7 protein-coding genes, 1 pseudogene and 1 CRISPR repeat array (1 of these 9 cut by a window edge) are annotated in these 19,074 nt (G+C 55.4%); of the genes and pseudogenes, 2 read left to right on the top strand and 6 right to left on the bottom strand.

Features of this window, described 5'->3' with window-relative positions; translation table 11 throughout:
• Nucleotides 1-10,339: direct repeats of the CRISPR family, unit length 36 nt; unit sequence GTTCCCCCTTCGGGGGGATCCCTAGAAATTGGAAAC (it extends 426 nt beyond the left edge of the window).
• Between the two features lie 72 nt (nt 10,340-10,411).
• Nucleotides 10,412-11,413 (bottom strand): CHAD domain-containing protein, encoded by a 1,002-nt coding sequence (locus ACVWZ1_RS06735; RefSeq protein WP_457502913.1) that lies wholly within the window; start codon nt 11,411-11,413, stop codon nt 10,412-10,414.
• A 249-nt stretch (nt 11,414-11,662) separates the two neighbouring features.
• Here ACVWZ1_RS06735 and ACVWZ1_RS06730 point away from each other — a divergent pair.
• Nucleotides 11,663-11,846, top strand: a pseudogene (locus ACVWZ1_RS06730) (hypothetical protein); the annotation flags it as partial.
• A gap of 43 nt (nt 11,847-11,889) precedes the next feature.
• Here ACVWZ1_RS06730 and tmk read toward each other — a convergent pair.
• The 5 genes from tmk to recJ all read right to left on the bottom strand — a co-directional run bounded on the left by tmk (nt 11,890) and on the right by recJ (nt 18,195).
• On the bottom strand, nt 11,890-12,540 hold the full coding sequence (gene tmk, locus ACVWZ1_RS06725; RefSeq protein WP_457385072.1) for a dTMP kinase: 651 nt from the start codon (nt 12,538-12,540) through the stop codon (nt 11,890-11,892).
• A 314-nt stretch (nt 12,541-12,854) separates the two neighbouring features.
• Nucleotides 12,855-14,099: a hypothetical protein gene (locus ACVWZ1_RS06720; protein ID WP_457502912.1), complete on the bottom strand. Its 1,245-nt coding sequence runs from the start codon at nt 14,097-14,099 to the stop codon at nt 12,855-12,857.
• 111 nt (nt 14,100-14,210) lie between these two features.
• Complete coding sequence (rdgB, locus tag ACVWZ1_RS06715; protein WP_457502911.1) at nt 14,211-14,822, bottom strand: RdgB/HAM1 family non-canonical purine NTP pyrophosphatase; 612 nt, start codon at nt 14,820-14,822, stop codon at nt 14,211-14,213.
• Nucleotides 14,823-14,894: 72 nt separating this feature from the next.
• Nucleotides 14,895-15,560, bottom strand: coding sequence for a metallophosphoesterase family protein (locus tag ACVWZ1_RS06710; protein WP_457502910.1), 666 nt, complete (start codon nt 15,558-15,560; stop codon nt 14,895-14,897).
• Nucleotides 15,550-18,195: a single-stranded-DNA-specific exonuclease RecJ gene (gene recJ / locus ACVWZ1_RS06705; RefSeq protein WP_457502909.1), complete on the bottom strand. Its 2,646-nt coding sequence runs from the start codon at nt 18,193-18,195 to the stop codon at nt 15,550-15,552. Before recJ ends, ACVWZ1_RS06710 begins: the two co-directional genes overlap by 11 nt.
• 112 nt (nt 18,196-18,307) lie before the next feature.
• On the opposite strand from recJ, the gene ACVWZ1_RS06700 reads away from it, so the two are divergent.
• The gene (locus ACVWZ1_RS06700) at nt 18,308-18,736 is read left to right on the top strand and encodes a hypothetical protein (RefSeq protein WP_414331038.1); all 429 of its coding nucleotides are present in this window, start codon (nt 18,308-18,310) and stop codon (nt 18,734-18,736) included.
• Nucleotides 18,737-19,074: the final 338 nt, after the last annotated feature.

Below are 19,074 nucleotides of genomic sequence, written 5' to 3'. Positions count from 1 at the left end.
ACCGCAAATTAACCGTCACTCCCAACACCTGGTTAAGCTGCGTTCCCCCTTCGGGGGGATCCCTAGAAATTGGAAACAACTGACACCGGCGGTTGTGGACGAGTTGGCTTTGGTGTTCCCCCTTCGGGGGGATCCCTAGAAATTGGAAACGTCTCTTGCGAAACTCTTCTGCTGCCGCTTTGGCTTTGCGGTTCCCCCTTCGGGGGGATCCCTAGAAATTGGAAACACCTGGCTCAGCGGGAGGAAGAATAACATGTAGGTCGTTCCCCCTTCGGGGGGATCCCTAGAAATTGGAAACATGATGCGCAAAGCGCGTAAAGCGGTGGAAGATCTGCGGTTCCCCCTTCGGGGGGATCCCTAGAAATTGGAAACGCTGAATTTTGTTCATAGTACCCTCCTAAAGGAGTAGAGTTCCCCCTTCGGGGGGATCCCTAGAAATTGGAAACTTGGGAGTAGAAACAACACCCAGGAGAAATCCTGGGTGGTTCCCCCTTCGGGGGGATCCCTAGAAATTGGAAACTCCTTTTTCAAGGTTTCGACGATGTTGGATTTGGAGGTTCCCCCTTCGGGGGGATCCCTAGAAATTGGAAACTAATCATATAGACTCCTCCCTTATCGGGATAGAAAGGTTCCCCCTTCGGGGGGATCCCTAGAAATTGGAAACTTGATTTAGTTGGTAAGCTGGTTCAGTTTGCTGATGTTCCCCCTTCGGGGGGATCCCTAGAAATTGGAAACACTCCACTCAGGCAGGAGCCAGTCCTCCTCTACCTTGTTCCCCCTTCGGGGGGATCCCTAGAAATTGGAAACTTGCAAGTGAGGCTTTATACTCGGCTTCGAGCCGAGCCGTTCCCCCTTCGGGGGGATCCCTAGAAATTGGAAACGGCACATCCGCTACTATTGCAGAATTGCGTAAGGCAGTTCCCCCTTCGGGGGGATCCCTAGAAATTGGAAACGGCTACGAAAGTACTGCTTGTTTGTACGCCCGAGAGGGGTACAAGTTCCCCCTTCGGGGGGATCCCTAGAAATTGGAAACTATCGAGCCCAAGCCTCTGGTGGTACGGATGTTTAACAAGTTCCCCCTTCGGGGGGATCCCTAGAAATTGGAAACTTCACTATGGCTATCATGATCACAACTCGTGGTCGGGTTCCCCCTTCGGGGGGATCCCTAGAAATTGGAAACGAATACTACTCAATCGGAAAGAAATTATGCTTCGAAGTTCCCCCTTCGGGGGGATCCCTAGAAATTGGAAACCAACTCGGAAACTCATAAAAGGTACACTTTCTGAGGTAGGTGTTCCCCCTTCGGGGGGATCCCTAGAAATTGGAAACGGCCAGTACTCCTCAGGCAGGAGCCTGATGAGAAAACTGAAACGTTCCCCCTTCGGGGGGATCCCTAGAAATTGGAAACAGGCCAAGAGACGCAGGAAAACGCGGGTCTTCATACAGGTTCCCCCTTCGGGGGGATCCCTAGAAATTGGAAACATGTGGCGCTCCCAGCGCCCAATCAACCGGATCTCCATAAAAGTTCCCCCTTCGGGGGGATCCCTAGAAATTGGAAACAAGAACAACGGTATGTCAGGTGATGTACGTACGGCCCAAGTTCCCCCTTCGGGGGGATCCCTAGAAATTGGAAACTACATGTTAGTCCGTGCCGTCGGGAGGGAAGCCGATAAGCCGTTCCCCCTTCGGGGGGATCCCTAGAAATTGGAAACACTATAGATCAACACAACACCCGAACGCGGTCAAAATGAAGTTCCCCCTTCGGGGGGATCCCTAGAAATTGGAAACGATAATTCTTGACTCGTGTTCGTATACTACTTGAGCTAGTTGCAGTTCCCCCTTCGGGGGGATCCCTAGAAATTGGAAACGTTATTACCTCCAATGTGGAAGAACTCTCCATTGGAGGTTCCCCCTTCGGGGGGATCCCTAGAAATTGGAAACGATATTGCTCCCTTAGGCAGGTAGAAAAACCACCCTTGGTTCCCCCTTCGGGGGGATCCCTAGAAATTGGAAACCTTGTGGTGGGCTAAGTCCTGTGCAATAAACTAAACCGTTCCCCCTTCGGGGGGATCCCTAGAAATTGGAAACCCGATCCTCCTAACTTTGGCAGGGAAACACTGAAACGTTCCCCCTTCGGGGGGATCCCTAGAAATTGGAAACCCAGATCTCAACGTAGACTGGCTGCTTTTTCTCGAAGTTCCCCCTTCGGGGGGATCCCTAGAAATTGGAAACGATCCAACTCACCTCCCCGAGTACCCCAGCAAGATACCGGATGTTCCCCCTTCGGGGGGATCCCTAGAAATTGGAAACGCAACGCCTACCGGACCGTTGCTCTGGTTGTGTCAAGTTCCCCCTTCGGGGGGATCCCTAGAAATTGGAAACTCTGTGTAAATGAAGACTTTCCCATTAGGTTTCTGCTGGTTCCCCCTTCGGGGGGATCCCTAGAAATTGGAAACATTAACCACCCATCGCGATACTTATCGTGATAGGGGTTCCCCCTTCGGGGGGATCCCTAGAAATTGGAAACAACGAGCACCTAGATCAACTAGGATTCGTGTTTCCTGGGGGTTCCCCCTTCGGGGGGATCCCTAGAAATTGGAAACGGCACAGCCCCTCAAGCTGGGGTATCTGTCCACAAAGATCGTTCCCCCTTCGGGGGGATCCCTAGAAATTGGAAACGTTGTATGCAAATTACATTGTTTGGGTCGTGGAATAACTACGGTTCCCCCTTCGGGGGGATCCCTAGAAATTGGAAACAGTGGCGACTAATTCCCACACTCCCTTGTCTAAGGAAAAGTTCCCCCTTCGGGGGGATCCCTAGAAATTGGAAACGTCCCCCCAGTTGAATCGCCCCATTAGGAAGGCAATATCCGTTCCCCCTTCGGGGGGATCCCTAGAAATTGGAAACCGGCGAAACTCGGCGTAGTCCACAGGTTGGTTACCAAGTTCCCCCTTCGGGGGGATCCCTAGAAATTGGAAACAGGAACTAGGTCAGCTTACACGCAATAGCCCACTCTGGGCAGTTCCCCCTTCGGGGGGATCCCTAGAAATTGGAAACAAGTATTCATAACGAACCTCCCTTGTGTGGGAATAAAGAGTTCCCCCTTCGGGGGGATCCCTAGAAATTGGAAACCGTAATCATGGTTTACCTCCCTTTACAGGGATAAAAGAAGTTCCCCCTTCGGGGGGATCCCTAGAAATTGGAAACTTTGGATCGGAACTAGATTAACCAGCGGATTCCCCACTGTTCCCCCTTCGGGGGGATCCCTAGAAATTGGAAACGGTCTTCGAGTAGCGACTGTAGTGGTATTTCACCACTTCTGTTCCCCCTTCGGGGGGATCCCTAGAAATTGGAAACGCTCTACCATGGCGAAAGCCATGTCAAGCGCTTCGTGTTCCCCCTTCGGGGGGATCCCTAGAAATTGGAAACAGGACCGGGATGTTTTTAAAGGAACAGCCAAACCTGCTGTTCCCCCTTCGGGGGGATCCCTAGAAATTGGAAACTTCGTATTGACAGTAGATGTAGTCTTCAACCCGTTCGTACTGTTCCCCCTTCGGGGGGATCCCTAGAAATTGGAAACTTAGAGGCTGCTTTAGAAGAGGTGCGGAACACCCTACCTGTTCCCCCTTCGGGGGGATCCCTAGAAATTGGAAACAGGAGTTAGGGTCACACTGGGTGACACCCCTGAACCCGTTGTTCCCCCTTCGGGGGGATCCCTAGAAATTGGAAACTCTACCATGATTATCAAATGGTCAAATGGCGAACGTTACCTAATGTTCCCCCTTCGGGGGGATCCCTAGAAATTGGAAACACCAAATCCGATGTAATCCGCTACACTTACGTAGTGTTCCCCCTTCGGGGGGATCCCTAGAAATTGGAAACCCCCATCAAAATCGCCCCCCATTGTCTCCCAGTCAGCTCGGTGTTCCCCCTTCGGGGGGATCCCTAGAAATTGGAAACGTTCGACTTCTTAGACGACTGTTTGTCTACCATTCCTGAAGTTCCCCCTTCGGGGGGATCCCTAGAAATTGGAAACGATTAGGGGGTTACTCGTCCTTCAGAATGTGAAAGCATACAGTTCCCCCTTCGGGGGGATCCCTAGAAATTGGAAACTAACTCACCTGACTCAGCACCCAGGATTATCTCCTGGGTGGTTCCCCCTTCGGGGGGATCCCTAGAAATTGGAAACATCCCAGGTGGCGTAGGTTACATTTATGTGAGCTTTTGGTTCCCCCTTCGGGGGGATCCCTAGAAATTGGAAACCGTTTTGACATGGTTTACTCCTTTGAGAAGTGTGCCTAGTTCCCCCTTCGGGGGGATCCCTAGAAATTGGAAACTTTTGGTCGTTGGAGATATTAACCAGTGGAAACCACGTGTTCCCCCTTCGGGGGGATCCCTAGAAATTGGAAACGTTAGATTAGCGTGCTACCCGCCACTGCCCACGCTGGTGGGTGTTCCCCCTTCGGGGGGATCCCTAGAAATTGGAAACCGTAGAGAGAACACCCGACGGGGGTAAGCTCTTTATCTATACCGTTCCCCCTTCGGGGGGATCCCTAGAAATTGGAAACAATAGACCTCCCTTGTGTGGGAAGAAAGAACACCCAGGTGGAAGTTCCCCCTTCGGGGGGATCCCTAGAAATTGGAAACGTTGAATAAAGAGTAACCCCCAACCCAACACACCCAGGTGTTCCCCCTTCGGGGGGATCCCTAGAAATTGGAAACATAACGGGGATACTAATCCCCGTTATCACACTACTGAAAGTTCCCCCTTCGGGGGGATCCCTAGAAATTGGAAACCTGCACGTTACGTTAATCTAACCTAACCTCCCAAAACAGTTCCCCCTTCGGGGGGATCCCTAGAAATTGGAAACGCGTTCTTTGGCTTTCTGGATCTGGATGTCAATCAATTTGGGTTCCCCCTTCGGGGGGATCCCTAGAAATTGGAAACTCACGTCGGGAGGGACAGGTAGGCCATCGAACCGCAACACGCGTTCCCCCTTCGGGGGGATCCCTAGAAATTGGAAACTTCAACCGCAAAGGAGAATTCAACGTTCCTTTTGGAAAGTACAAGTTCCCCCTTCGGGGGGATCCCTAGAAATTGGAAACCTGTCTTGACACTGGGGCTGGTGATCAGCAACTGCGGCTGCTTGTTCCCCCTTCGGGGGGATCCCTAGAAATTGGAAACATTTTCTATGCAACGATTGCCGAGTTTCTCGGCAATTGTTCCCCCTTCGGGGGGATCCCTAGAAATTGGAAACTGCAATCAAAGCATCTGCTGCACCTGATGTTACTGGTAGCAGTTCCCCCTTCGGGGGGATCCCTAGAAATTGGAAACACCATGTTCTGACGTGTACGAGGAATTTCAGCTTAGTTCCCCCTTCGGGGGGATCCCTAGAAATTGGAAACTTTTATTTCCATATGTACCTCCCTTTACTAAGGAGAAGTTCCCCCTTCGGGGGGATCCCTAGAAATTGGAAACCTGGCTCTCCCGACAGATCCCACAGGATCAACTGGGGTTCCCCCTTCGGGGGGATCCCTAGAAATTGGAAACCTTGATTTCAATCCCCTCGTACACTAGGGGATTCATGTTCCCCCTTCGGGGGGATCCCTAGAAATTGGAAACATCACGTGGTGTGCCTACGTATCCGCATGGACCCCAAATACCAAGGTTCCCCCTTCGGGGGGATCCCTAGAAATTGGAAACCCCTTGTTGCTGACATGAGTCTTATATTCTTCTAGACTGTTCCCCCTTCGGGGGGATCCCTAGAAATTGGAAACCTGGGCCAAACGCTGCTTCAGTCGCTCTCGATACCGCCGCGTTCCCCCTTCGGGGGGATCCCTAGAAATTGGAAACCTTCAGAGGCGTTCTGGGGTCATTTAAGGCCCGTACAGGGAGTTCCCCCTTCGGGGGGATCCCTAGAAATTGGAAACAAAAAATAAAAGGAGTGCCTTTATCAGGCACTCCTCATGTTCCCCCTTCGGGGGGATCCCTAGAAATTGGAAACCAAGAAGGCCCCCTCCACCTTCTTGTCCTTTTTTTTATTGTTCCCCCTTCGGGGGGATCCCTAGAAATTGGAAACTTGCGGCACCCTATTGCGATAACCATCGCGATGGGTGGTTAGTGTTCCCCCTTCGGGGGGATCCCTAGAAATTGGAAACCAATGTGATCTGCATAGTAACCTCCCTTGCGGGTAGAGTTCCCCCTTCGGGGGGATCCCTAGAAATTGGAAACAAAAGAGTACAGCCTACATCCAGAGGAGTTCGTCTGTTTTGTTCCCCCTTCGGGGGGATCCCTAGAAATTGGAAACAACAACCTGGGTGTTCTTTATCCCTGAAAAAGGGAGGTTCAACCGTTCCCCCTTCGGGGGGATCCCTAGAAATTGGAAACTTTCCACCCTTAACCTTCACTTCCACGACGTGAAGCGTTCCCCCTTCGGGGGGATCCCTAGAAATTGGAAACTCGGTCGCCCAATTCTGGCCACACGAAGCGAAAGCCGAGTAGTTCCCCCTTCGGGGGGATCCCTAGAAATTGGAAACTTACTGTTGAATAGAGAGTAACCCCAACTCAGCACCCAGGTTCCCCCTTCGGGGGGATCCCTAGAAATTGGAAACGGAAATGGCACAGCGGAAAGCTGCTGTCAAAAACCTCGTGGCGTTCCCCCTTCGGGGGGATCCCTAGAAATTGGAAACCACTTATTCCCCCGCTATTCGTCGGAGAGTGAAGTTCAAGGTTCCCCCTTCGGGGGGATCCCTAGAAATTGGAAACGACATCCAGTGGGTTCAGGTAAATGTCGTTACCTTCGGTTCCCCCTTCGGGGGGATCCCTAGAAATTGGAAACTAGAGCACTTCATTGGCCTCACGAAGCGAGTTGGTGATGTTCCCCCTTCGGGGGGATCCCTAGAAATTGGAAACCAAAAGTCCCCCATTTTGGCCACACTCCACGTTGGGGAGTTCCCCCTTCGGGGGGATCCCTAGAAATTGGAAACAGAGTTAGCCTACTTTCTGATCCCCAAAATATAGAGGAGTTCCCCCTTCGGGGGGATCCCTAGAAATTGGAAACTAATGGCAGCCTTTTTTATTTTAGAAGGCAGGCTTCAGTGTTTGTTCCCCCTTCGGGGGGATCCCTAGAAATTGGAAACTTTCTACTCCCGGAAGGGAGGAGGTTACCATGAACGTCATGAGTTCCCCCTTCGGGGGGATCCCTAGAAATTGGAAACTGTTAGGGATGCACTGTTAGGTCTCCCTAGCAAAGAGTTCCCCCTTCGGGGGGATCCCTAGAAATTGGAAACGAAAACTGAAACGATTAACCAGCAGCTTCCGAAATTTGGGTTCCCCCTTCGGGGGGATCCCTAGAAATTGGAAACTAATGCACCTCCCTTCCGGGAGTAGAAACAACACCCAGGTTCCCCCTTCGGGGGGATCCCTAGAAATTGGAAACTAAGTGAGACAAGACGATAGTTGTGGTAGCCAGGGATTTGTTCCCCCTTCGGGGGGATCCCTAGAAATTGGAAACATAGGTATTCGTCTAGATCGTTGAAGACGAATACCGTCTGTTCCCCCTTCGGGGGGATCCCTAGAAATTGGAAACGCCTCACCGAGGTGAGAAGCGAGTCCGTCTAGACGGTTTAAGGTTCCCCCTTCGGGGGGATCCCTAGAAATTGGAAACAGCACCTTCGTAACATTGCGAAAGTGTTGGCTTCCATGGTTCCCCCTTCGGGGGGATCCCTAGAAATTGGAAACCTGGTGAAGCCCTTCGGGGCAGTAGCTGACCTTCTCGGTTCCCCCTTCGGGGGGATCCCTAGAAATTGGAAACGCTAATGATTGCTTAAAAGCTTTGCAAGACTAACCTTCCTGTTCCCCCTTCGGGGGGATCCCTAGAAATTGGAAACATGAAGTACTCCCCACGATCGTTGTATATACGTACTACCTCCTTGTTCCCCCTTCGGGGGGATCCCTAGAAATTGGAAACGTTCAGGCTTACTTGTTGGACTGATAACCCAGTAGTAGTTCCCCCTTCGGGGGGATCCCTAGAAATTGGAAACTGCAATCAATTCAGCAAGAATGGCATCAGCAGGTAGTTCCCCCTTCGGGGGGATCCCTAGAAATTGGAAACTTGAAGCTCCTCCCTTCATCAGGGATAAAGAACACCGTTCCCCCTTCGGGGGGATCCCTAGAAATTGGAAACTATCGGAGGCTCGACCTCCACACCTGGCAGTGAGGGTGTTCCCCCTTCGGGGGGATCCCTAGAAATTGGAAACTCAACGTTGCTCCACCAAGCGTCCGGACCATTCTTTCACACTTGTTCCCCCTTCGGGGGGATCCCTAGAAATTGGAAACAGTATTGTCGAATTCAATCCCAGCTTAGATTGTACTAGTTCCCCCTTCGGGGGGATCCCTAGAAATTGGAAACGTCTCCTGTGCAGGTCTAGGCTGGGATGCTACCTCCTTGTTCCCCCTTCGGGGGGATCCCTAGAAATTGGAAACTCTTCGTCTGCAGTTATCCAAAGTCTATTATCTTCACCATTGTTCCCCCTTCGGGGGGATCCCTAGAAATTGGAAACCCTTTTCCTCCCTGTTTGAGGGTGTAATTTATCCCTGAAGTTCCCCCTTCGGGGGGATCCCTAGAAATTGGAAACCTGATGTGCCCTTTATAGCAGTTCAACTCAGTCTGGAGTGTTCCCCCTTCGGGGGGATCCCTAGAAATTGGAAACTACTCAAAGTCTTGCGGATTTAAGTAGTCCGCAAGCTGTTCCCCCTTCGGGGGGATCCCTAGAAATTGGAAACTTAAACGGATGGAATTGGGGTTTACTTGCTTGGGTTGGAGTTCCCCCTTCGGGGGGATCCCTAGAAATTGGAAACAGATCTCGTCTATTGCGTAGATGTCCCACTCATGGAGGTTCCCCCTTCGGGGGGATCCCTAGAAATTGGAAACCCACCTGTTAGATTCTTCATCGTGTCTGAATGCGAATGTTCCCCCTTCGGGGGGATCCCTAGAAATTGGAAACTGCTGAAGCTGACCTGAATACCCTGGGGTGTATACTGAATGTTCCCCCTTCGGGGGGATCCCTAGAAATTGGAAACCGACACCGGGTCAAGTAGCCGCGAGCATCGGTCGGTTGTTCCCCCTTCGGGGGGATCCCTAGAAATTGGAAACAGAGTTTCGCAAGAGACTCCAAGCTGCTCGTACTTGGCTGTTCCCCCTTCGGGGGGATCCCTAGAAATTGGAAACGTCTTCCCAGTCCTCGAAGTCGGGTGTGGGGATGATCCCCCAGGCGTTCCCCCTTCGGGGGGATCCCTAGAAATTGGAAACAAGACTTACGTTACCATGTGTGCCTTAGACGAGCAGGATGTTCCCCCTTCGGGGGGATCCCTAGAAATTGGAAACCACGTTCCATTTTGGACCTCCCTTATCGGGAAAGAAACAGTTCCCCCTTCGGGGGGATCCCTAGAAATTGGAAACAGGATAACCCAAAACGGGCTGCAATCCCCTCAAGTGTTCCCCCTTCGGGGGGATCCCTAGAAATTGGAAACATACCGATCATCTTCATATATGAAGTCGGCGTCTTCTAAGGGTTCCCCCTTCGGGGGGATCCCTAGAAATTGGAAACCCTCCCTGAGGCTGTTTGAGACTAGCCGTGCTCTTAGAGTTCCCCCTTCGGGGGGATCCCTAGAAATTGGAAACTTAGGCAGGCATTGGTTTTAATTGGACAGCACTCGAGTTCCCCCTTCGGGGGATCCCTAGAAATTGGAAACTTTTTATCTGTGTAGATAAATCGGATACCATTCTTGGTGGTTCCCCCTTCGGGGGGATCCCTAGAAATTGGAAACGCTCGGTACTGTAGCATTGCCCGGAGCTTCTCCCAGTGTTCCCCCTTCGGGGGGATCCCTAGAAATTGGAAACCCGACTACGGCCTGATAGCAGGCCTCGGCCATTTCGGCGTTCCCCCTTCGGGGGGATCCCTAGAAATTGGAAACACCGTGATGTTCCAACGCTCTTGCATAGCGTCCCATGTTCCCCCTTCGGGGGGATCCCTAGAAATTGGAAACAGCGCAGCATCGGCTTGGGCTTTCGCCTTAGCCTTGTTCCCCCTTCGGGGGGATCCCTAGAAATTGGAAACCTTCAAGTAGCTGCGAACGAGACGAATGGCTGCCAAGTGTTCCCCCTTCGGGGGGATCCCTAGAAATTGGAAACAAATAGTCTCCGTGAGGCTGCTGAAATAGTCCGAACGTTCCCCCTTCGGGGGGATCCCTAGAAATTGGAAACACCACAGCTCACACGCTACATCTTCAACAACCGTGAAGTTCCCCCTTCGGGGGGATCCCTAGAAATTGGAAACCCTATAGCCACAAAAAATCCCCCGCCAATAAGGCGGGGTTTTTCCTTCGGGGGGATCTATAGAATTGGAAACCTAGGGATCCCTAGTTGGAAAGAAATTGGAAACAGAGAAAAGATTAGAGTAAAGCCGGTGCTGCTCGGCAGAGGCCAGGCAGCGCTGTTGGTGCTCAGGCCACTCCTGGAGGGCTAGTTTTTGTTGTTCCTGGAGAAGGGTTTGTAGGTCTGAGTCTGCAGGCAGCTCGCCTTGCAAAACCTGCAAATCGTTAAAGCGGCCCAGTTGATCCTGCAAGCACTTCAGGGTTGCTATCCAATCTTGCATGGTTTCCCCGTAAAAGGGCGCAAAAAACTCCACCTGATAGCGCAGCCGTTTGGTGGCCTTGCGCAGCTCGTGCAGTTGCTCAGCCTGGGCTTCCGTTGCGGGGAAAGCAGGGATCCGCCAGCCTGGCTGCAGCAGCCACTGGGCCAGCAGGGGAGTCAGCAAGTGGGGCAAGCTTTCCGGCAAAGGCAGCTCCGCCTGGGGCTTATAGCGGGGGTGAGCCAGCCACTGCTCGCAGGCAGCTTGAAACGCCAGGAAGTCAGCATCTTCAAGAATGCGGCGGGAGCGTTTCTCGGCTTGGGCTCGACGTTGCTGCAGATCTTGTTTTAGCTTCTCCAGTTCTGCCTGCTGGGCTGCCGGGATCCCTTCCCAACAAGGTTCCTGCAGGATTTCCAGCAGCACGTCCAGATCCCGCTGTTTGCCCAAAGCACTGGCCAGCTTTTGCAGGCGTTTGGGCTTGAGAGGCTTGGGCAGCCGGACGGATCCCTGAAATACCTGCACCCAGGTGCCAATACGGCGCAGGGTCACCCGGATTTGGTGGAGAGATTCTGCCGCCTCTGGATGCTGAGCCAGAACTCGCCTTACGTGTTTCTGCAGCCGCTGCCATTGCTGGCTCAACAGCTGGTGGGCCCAGGCGGCCACGGTTGGCAAGGGCGCAGATGAGGGCAAGGTCAAGTGCAAGGACTCCGTCCCGCTGACGCGAAAGGACTCCGTCCCGCTGACGCGATCGGTTTTCAGCTCAGCAGCAACAGCGTCCACAGCCAGTCTCCTCTACCCAAAACGAGAACCAAGAGGGCAGCAGACTCTTTTCACATAGGTCATCCAGCTTAGCTTGAGGTTACCCCCGCCTCTTCCTTTTTAACCTAATCTTAACCTGGGTAAACCGAGCAGGCTGTGGCCAGGGAAACTGTCGCGAGCTTTGGCCTGTCGCGCCATTCCCGTCAGCGGAACAGAGCATGACTCTAGTCAATAATAAGCTCAACTATACTGAAAATAATGTATAATATGTTCAGTACGGATTACTACCAGTTGATCTTTCTGTTTACTTTCGAGTCTGCCAACATGGTAGCCAAAGCAAAGCAGAAAATTGGTAGTAAGACGACACGGAAACTGCGCTTTGGGTATTCTACTCAAAGCTTTGCGGGATACCGCCATTCTGTTTGGAAACAAACAGAATGCTATCGCTGCATAGTTGAACAGTGATGTTCAGCAATGTTCAGCGTAAATGTATCAGTCTAGGGCTCCCGGCCTGCTGTCGCAAGTGGTAGGCGGGGTTCGACTACTGACCAGAGGCGGGCAGCCACCTCTGCCGGGGATCCCTGGGCTGAAATGCGGACAATCCGCTGGGGTTCTGCGGCGGCCAGGGTTTCGAATCCGCAGTAAACCCGCCGGTGGAACTCTAGGCCTTCTTGCTCGTTAGTGCTCTGCACCGCTAGCTCAACTGCGCCAGAAGAACGGGAGCGAGCTCGTTCTAGCCCCACCTCGGGGGGCAGATCCAGCCACAGGGTGAGATCCGGCTGTAGCCCGTCGGTGACCCATCGGTTGAGCTGCCGGATCAGATCCAGATCTATGCCCCGGCCATAGCCTTGATAGGCCAAGGTGGAATCGGTAAAGCGATCACAAACGACCACCTGCCCTGCCGCCAGAGCCGGCGCGATGACTTTGCTCACGTGTTCAGCCCGATCCGCCGCGTACAGGAGCAACTCCGCCAGAGGGCTAAAGGGATCCCCGTGCAGCAACAGCTCCCGCAGCGTTTTGCCCAGCGCCGTGCCCCCCGGCTCGCGGGTACACAGACAAGCGTAGCCTTCTTGGCGCAGTCGCTCAACCAAGAGGGCCTGTTGGGTGGTTTTGCCCACCCCTTCCCCGCCTTCTAGGGTGATGAACACACCGTCGTCCTGATACATTCACGCTGAACTCTCCTGAACATGGTTCAGGAAAGAAGCGATCGCATCCTGCCTATCTCTGTTCGCGTCAGCGGGACGGAGTCCAAACAGGAAGGCGGTATCCCGCAAAGCCCTGAGGAATACCCCCCGAGCGCTTTCCCCCTTCACTTCCCGGCAACCGTTGCGGTGGACTCAAGGATCAGGGGGAAACTTGGTCTACTATATCCCTCTCAATGACTTTTGCCAAACCGCCTAAAGCTCAGTAAATTCAGCAAAGTTCAGGGTTTTGGGGGTTAGAGGCATGCTCTGCAGGAGGGTTAGCGCAGGTTGAGTTGGGGCTGCAAATTAAAGGAGTGCCCCGGCACCACCACGTAGACGTCGGGGATGTTGGTGGGCTCCAGGCTTTGCAGGGCTAACCCTTCGATGTTGGAGCGCAGGGCGTTGTTGATGGTGGCTTCCAGTTGGGACAAAACCTGCGCCTCGTTGCCCTGAGCGGCCAAGCCCGGAAACTGGCTGTACACGGCGCGCGCCAAGCTGCTGGCCAAGGGGAGCTGGATCAGGGTGAGGTTGGATCCCCCCAGCTGGGGGCCCAAGGTGTTGGCCCGGCCGCGGATGCCCAAAGCTTGGAGGGCATTGGCCGTTTGGCTGACGGGGATGGTGCAAGTATCCATCTTGTAAACGGGCACTGAGGCCATGGTCAGAGCAGAAACGCTGGTCAGTTGCACCACAGTAAAGGAGGCAGTGCCGTTGTAGGCAAAGCAAAAATCGCGAAAGGCTGCGGGCACATTGGCAGCGCGGATGGGGCGCTCATCGTCAAAGCCGCCCGACTCGGCGAAGATGTTGCGGATAGCGAATCCCCCGAAGAAGGCCAGCAGGGCCACCACCAGCAGGATCGTCAGATCGGAGGAGGAGACCCCCCCGCTGGAGCTGCCGCCTCGCCCACCACCGCCATATCCCCCACCGCCAACATAGCCGGAGGTGTAGCCGTAAGCCGCGGAACGGCTGTAGTCACTGCGGTAGCCGGATTCCCCAAGGACTCCGTCCCGCTTACGCGAGCGGCCAGCAAAGGACTCCGTCCCGCTACCGCGAAAGGCAGAGGAACGGGCGGATCCGTCGTAACTGCGGCTGCCGGAGACAGAACGGCGGGGAACTAGCGCTTGCCCAGGGCGCTCACCGGCTCCTCCTGCAGCGGCTTTCTGCCCCCCCTTTTCGCTGTCAACACGAGACCCCTCGTCTCGGCCAGTCTGGGGGGAGCGGTTGGAAGGGCGAGAAGTGGCCCCTTGCGCGGACTCCCTGTAGCTATCCCGCCCATTCTCCAAGGACTCCGTCCCGCTACCGCGAACGTCCAGCCAATCTTCTGCGCCCACAAAGGTTGAGCCCTCTTCCGGCAAAGGGGGTGGGGAACGACGACCTTGGCGCTCCCTTCCTTCACCAGAGTTTGCAACCGAGGAGACCGCGGCTTCCTCACCGGCAGAATCCGGAGCATAGCGGCTGGGATCGGGGGCAGCAGTCCGTTCCGCTGCTGCAATGGGATCTTGATCCTCAAACTCAGAAAAACCCATAGTTCTTCGAGCGCTCCCCTCAGCTGCCAAGGCAAGACGGCTTTCAATTTCACTCCCCCGAAGGGAAGGGACTATTGTATGCTAGCAGCTCCCCAGCCAGGACATCGGATGCTATTCCTTGGATCCAAGCCAGCCCATACGCTTCTCCAGGAGAGGCAACTGCGCTTTCAAGGCGCGCAAGGCTCGGCCTCGGTGGCCGATGGCCTCTTTTTGAGCTGGGCTCATCTCGGCAAAGGTTAGCCCCACTTCGGGCACCCAAAACAGGGGGTCATAGCCAAACCCCCCCTCTCCCCGCGGCTGGGTCAAGATCTCTCCTGAGCATACCCCTTCCACCAGGGCATGCACTACACCTTGGGGATCCACCAGGGCAATGGCGCAGTGAAAGGTGGCTCGGCGATTTGGGATCCCTTCCACTTCCCTGAGCAACCGCTCGATGCGGGCAGCATCGTTGGGGGCATAGCGAGCCGAGCGGATCCCAGGGGCACCGCCAAGGGCTTCTACCGCTAGGCCGGAATCGTCGGCAATGGCCCACTCCCCCAGAGACTTGGCCACGGCTCTGGCTTTGAGAAGGGCATTTTCGGCAAAGGTGGTGCCGGTTTCTTCCACCTCAATTTCTGAGGGCATGCGGCGCAGCTCCCAAGCAGGGGCATGGGCCTGGAAAAAGGCATTGAACTCGCGCCATTTGCCGGGGCTACTGCTGGCCAAGATCAAAGGACGGGTCATGGAAGGTTCCTACGAATTGTATGGATGTAGCGGAAAGCTGAGGAGGCGGAAGGCTGTCCAAGGGCTTCCTGCCTAATGGATCTCGAGAACCATGTTGTGCAGGGCTGTGTTAATCACCAGGGTGGATCCCCATCGCTCTACCTTGCCCCCATCCCAATGCATGTGTCCGCAGATGTAGTAGCGGGGCTGCAGCTGTTCCAAAAGGGGGCGCAAAGTGGGTGTGCGACGGTGATACCACTTCCCGCCTTCATCCAAAAAGCCTCGCGGCGGAGCATGGGTGAGCAGCAGGTCAATGGGCCGGGGGGGTTGACTGTAGAGGGCGAGCAGCTCCTGCAAATGGGCGGAGGTGAGAGACCAGCTCCAACCACAGGGGGGAGTCCAGGGCACAGCCAAAACCTGTAACCCCAGCCACTCAAAGCAGCAGGACTGGGTGATGGCCCGTCCCCAACGGCCAACCAGCGAATTCAAAACCGAAGCTGCTGGATCGTGGTTGCCAGGTAAAAAGAGCCAGGGTTTGCCCAGGCTCTCCACTGCCGCCAAAAAGGATTGCAGATGAACCACCTCTGCTTGGGCTGCCGGATGAAAGCCCTGGGTGGCCTTGCGGGAAGGTTTGCCGGCCTTGGAACAGAAATCCCCGCAGTTGATGTAAGCATCCACCTCCGGCAGATGGGCAAGGGCCTGCCGGATCAGCCGAGCGCTGCCGTGGTAGTCAGAGCCGAGCAGCAGTTTAATCCCCATGGGCCTCTGCAGCAGAAGAATCCAGGTGGGATCCCTGAAGCAGGGCGGCAACTTGCTGCCAGGAGCTGCTGTACCAAGCTTGCTGGGCTTCCAGTTCTTCGCCGAGGGATCCCGTGGGGCCAAAATCTGGGCAGGCGTACCCCAGGGAGCGTAATCCTGCCACCAACACTGCCGGAGACAGCCACCACTGCTGGGCCAAGCGCAGCAGATCCACCTGGCTGCGGGTTTGCAGGTATTGGCGGAGCTGGCGTTGCAAGCTGGCAGCGGAGGGCAGGGGCACCGCTTGCTGATGGACGGCAATCAACAGCTCGCTGCTGGGGGTGCAACAGAGCAGCCACTTGAGGTGATCCAGAGAAGGGGGCCAGCTCCACAACCAGAGTTGATCATAGCGGTGGCCGGCTTGGGGACGGTCGTAGTGGAGAGTCAGGTACCGCCGTTCGCGATAGCGGGCCGTAGGCCTTGAAGACAAGACCAGCGAGGGGCGGCGGAAGCCGTAGAACAGGATGGTTCCCTGCGCCTGAGGCCAGAGGACAGAAAATCGGTCTACAGCTTGCCAACGCAAAGGCTGGGTGGGCTGGGGGGTGGGGCGCCAGATCAACAGAGGTGAGGGCTCTGTCCCCCTCTGGGAGCCAGTCGAGGGCCTGGAGTTGGGCATGGGAGGAGTGGCATCCAGAGAGGCGGGGGAGATGGGAGACTTGCTCCCATCAGGGGTGCGGGGCGCTGTTTTCTCGAGAGGGGGGTTGCCGGCAGTGGCAGCCTCTTGGGCAGGTCGGATCCCGAGAATTTCCAGCTCCAGTTGGGTTTCTCCCTGCCATGTTTTGGCCTTGAGGGTGTAGGCTACATCAACTCGCTCCGGCAGCGGATGGGTTTCCGCTCCCCGCCAACGGATGGCCCAAAGAGGGCGCTGGGGCTTCGCGTTTGTGATCCCCACCAACGCATCGGTGATGCTGGCCACTCCGCGGTCATCACTGGGGGTTTTGGCGGCTGAGTCGCTCCTGCCCGGACAAGAGGACTCCGTCCGAGTAGCACGTAACCCATGGGAGCGTTGCGTAGGGAGAGCAGGATCCCGGAGCAGCAGCTTCAGGTGGCCGGGAACTGGGCCAAATCGCTGCTGTTGCAGAACCTGCAGGTTGCGGCTGCAGAAGACCGGCTCAGGATTGCCGATGCCACAGGGCTGCAGATGCTGGAGCTCTCGATAGAGGTCAAGGGTGAGATCTGACAGCGACACTTCGGCATCGATTTGCACCAGCGGCTGGATCTGCTCCGGCTGCAACTGCTGTTGGGCAAACTGCCGCAATCGTTCTTCAAAAAAAGGCCAGTCTTCTGCTCTCAGGCTAAATCCCCCGGCAGCGGGGTGGCCGCCGTGCTTGGTGAACAGATCCTTGCAAAACTCCAACGCTTGAAACACGTCAAACTCGGGGATCCCCTGCCGCGCCGAGCCACTGATCTCCCCTTGCCGCGACTGGCTGCCGATGAACACCGGACAGCCAAAACGCTCTGCCAACCGCGAGGCCACAATGCCGATCACCCCTTTATGCCATTTCTGCTGAGGGGATCCCAAAATTGTTAACACCCGCTCCTGTTGCAGATCTCGGCCTTGCTGGGCAATTTGCTCTAGGGCTTCTGCCTCGATGCGCCCGCACATCTGCTGCCGCACCTGGTTGAGCCGTTCGCAGCGGCGGGCCAGTTTCTCTGCTTGCAGGGGATCGTCGGTGGTCAGCAACTGGATCCCCATTCTCGCCCGGCCAATTCGCCCAACGGCGTTGATGCGGGGCCCCAGGCCAAACCCAATCCACTCAGGCCGCAACCCCTCCAGGGATCCCTGCATGCCCATCACCTGCAGAAGGGCGCGGATCCCTGCCACCTGGGAGGTGGGCAAGAGGTGCAGCCCCTGCCGCACCCAAAGGCGGTTAACCCCCGTCAGCGGCGCCAGATCGGCAATGGTGCCCACGGTAAACAGTTCCAGGGCCACCCGCTGCAGATGGCCATCACCACGGCGCTCGGCCAGCGCTTGGGCCAGGAGGTAGGCAACTCCCACCCCGGCCATCCCCCGATAGGGAGAAGAAACGGGGAGCTGCTTGGGATTGAGGATGGCATCGGCAGGGGGCAACTGGGGCGGCAAATCGTGGTGATCCGTCACGATCACCGTCAAGCCTAGAGCTTTGGCCAGTTGGATGGGCTCGTGGGCGGAGATGCCGTTGTCCACGGTGAGAATGAGGCGCACTCCCTCTCGGTGCAGCTCTTGCACCATGCGGCTGTTGAGGCCATAGCCCTCCGTCATGCGGCTGGGGATGCGGTAATGCACTGGAGCGTCCTGCAAAGCCCGCAGCAGCAGGGCCGTGCTGGTCATGCCGTCGGCATCGTAGTCGCCGCAAATGGCGATGGGCTCTTGTCGGCGAATCGCCCCGTCCAGCAAGTCCACCGCCAGGGGCAAATCGGCAAAATCCTGGCTGGGTGGAGGCAGGTGGGCGGGATCCGGCTGCAGGTACTGCTGCACGGCAGCAGGGCTGGAGAGCCCGCGATTGAGCAAGATCTGGGCCAACACAGGCGAGATCCCCACTGCCTCGGCCAAGCTCTGGGCAGCCAACTTGTCCACAGGATGAAACAGCCAGCGTTGAGCAGGGATCCCGGCCATAGGGAAGGGTGGGGCTTGGATGGGGATAGAGGGTAGGCAGTGCTACAGTTGGCCTATAGGGTATCCTTTTGACGTTAGCTCAAAACGCTCCTCTGAATCTTTCCTGCCGCCGATGTATTCTCTGCTGCTTACCTATGGTCTTAACCCGCTGACAGGCTTAAAGCTGTTGGTCAAGTCCTCTGAGCAGACCTCTCTGTGGACACTGGCCCAGCAGCTTTGGGGCCGCCCCGGATCTCGGCGACGCAGGCCGCGCCTACAAATCTCGTTAGGCCGCTTGGTGCCAGAGCAAACCGAGCACTTGTCCAAGTTGGAAGTGCTGCTGCGTCTGCGGTTTTTCATTGCCCTCGAAGCGGAAACTCCAGAGAGTGCTGCCCACCACTGTCGCGAACGGTTCTTGCTTCCTTCCGGCCAGGGATCTGCCATTCAGCTTGCCCGCTACACAGAGGGCTCGCAGCAGTACAAGACGGAGATCATCCGCTTTGCCCTGGGGGGATCCCGCACCCTTGTGGCGAGGACTCCATCCCGCCGCCGTCGCCTCTGAAACAAACTCCCCGACAAGCCATAGCGATAGAGCATGACTCTAGTCAATAATAAGCTCAACTATACTGAAAATAATGTATAATATGTTCAGTACGGATTACTACCAGTTGATCTTTCTGTTTACTTTCGAGTCTGCCAACATGGTAGCCAAAGCAAAGCAGAAAATTGGTAGTAAGACGACACGGAAACTGCGCTTTGGGTATTCTACTCAAAGCTTGGCGGGATACCGCCATTCTGGTTGGAAACAAACAGAATGCTATCGCTGCATAGTTGAACAGTGATGTTCAGCAATGTTCAGCGTAAATGTATCAGTCTTGCCAGCCTATCTATACTGGAGAT

The sequence above is a fragment of the Thermostichus sp. MS-CIW-25 genome (assembly GCF_054060015.1).
The sequence above is the reverse complement of the archived record's forward strand: the minus strand, read 5'-3'. Positions and strand labels throughout refer to the sequence as shown.

Excerpts from the sequence above, each read along its gene's own strand:
- ACVWZ1_RS06720 (WP_457502912.1), bottom strand. The coding sequence starts at position 14,099 with ATGGGTTTTTCTGAGTTTGAGGATCAAGATCCCATTGCAGCAGCGGAA.
- rdgB (WP_457502911.1), bottom strand. The coding sequence starts at position 14,822 with ATGACCCGTCCTTTGATCTTGGCCAGCAGTAGCCCCGGCAAATGGCGC.
- ACVWZ1_RS06710 (WP_457502910.1), bottom strand. The coding sequence starts at position 15,560 with ATGGGGATTAAACTGCTGCTCGGCTCTGACTACCACGGCAGCGCTCGG.
- recJ (WP_457502909.1), bottom strand. The coding sequence starts at position 18,195 with ATGGCCGGGATCCCTGCTCAACGCTGGCTGTTTCATCCTGTGGACAAG.
- ACVWZ1_RS06700 (WP_414331038.1), top strand. The coding sequence starts at position 18,308 with ATGTATTCTCTGCTGCTTACCTATGGTCTTAACCCGCTGACAGGCTTA.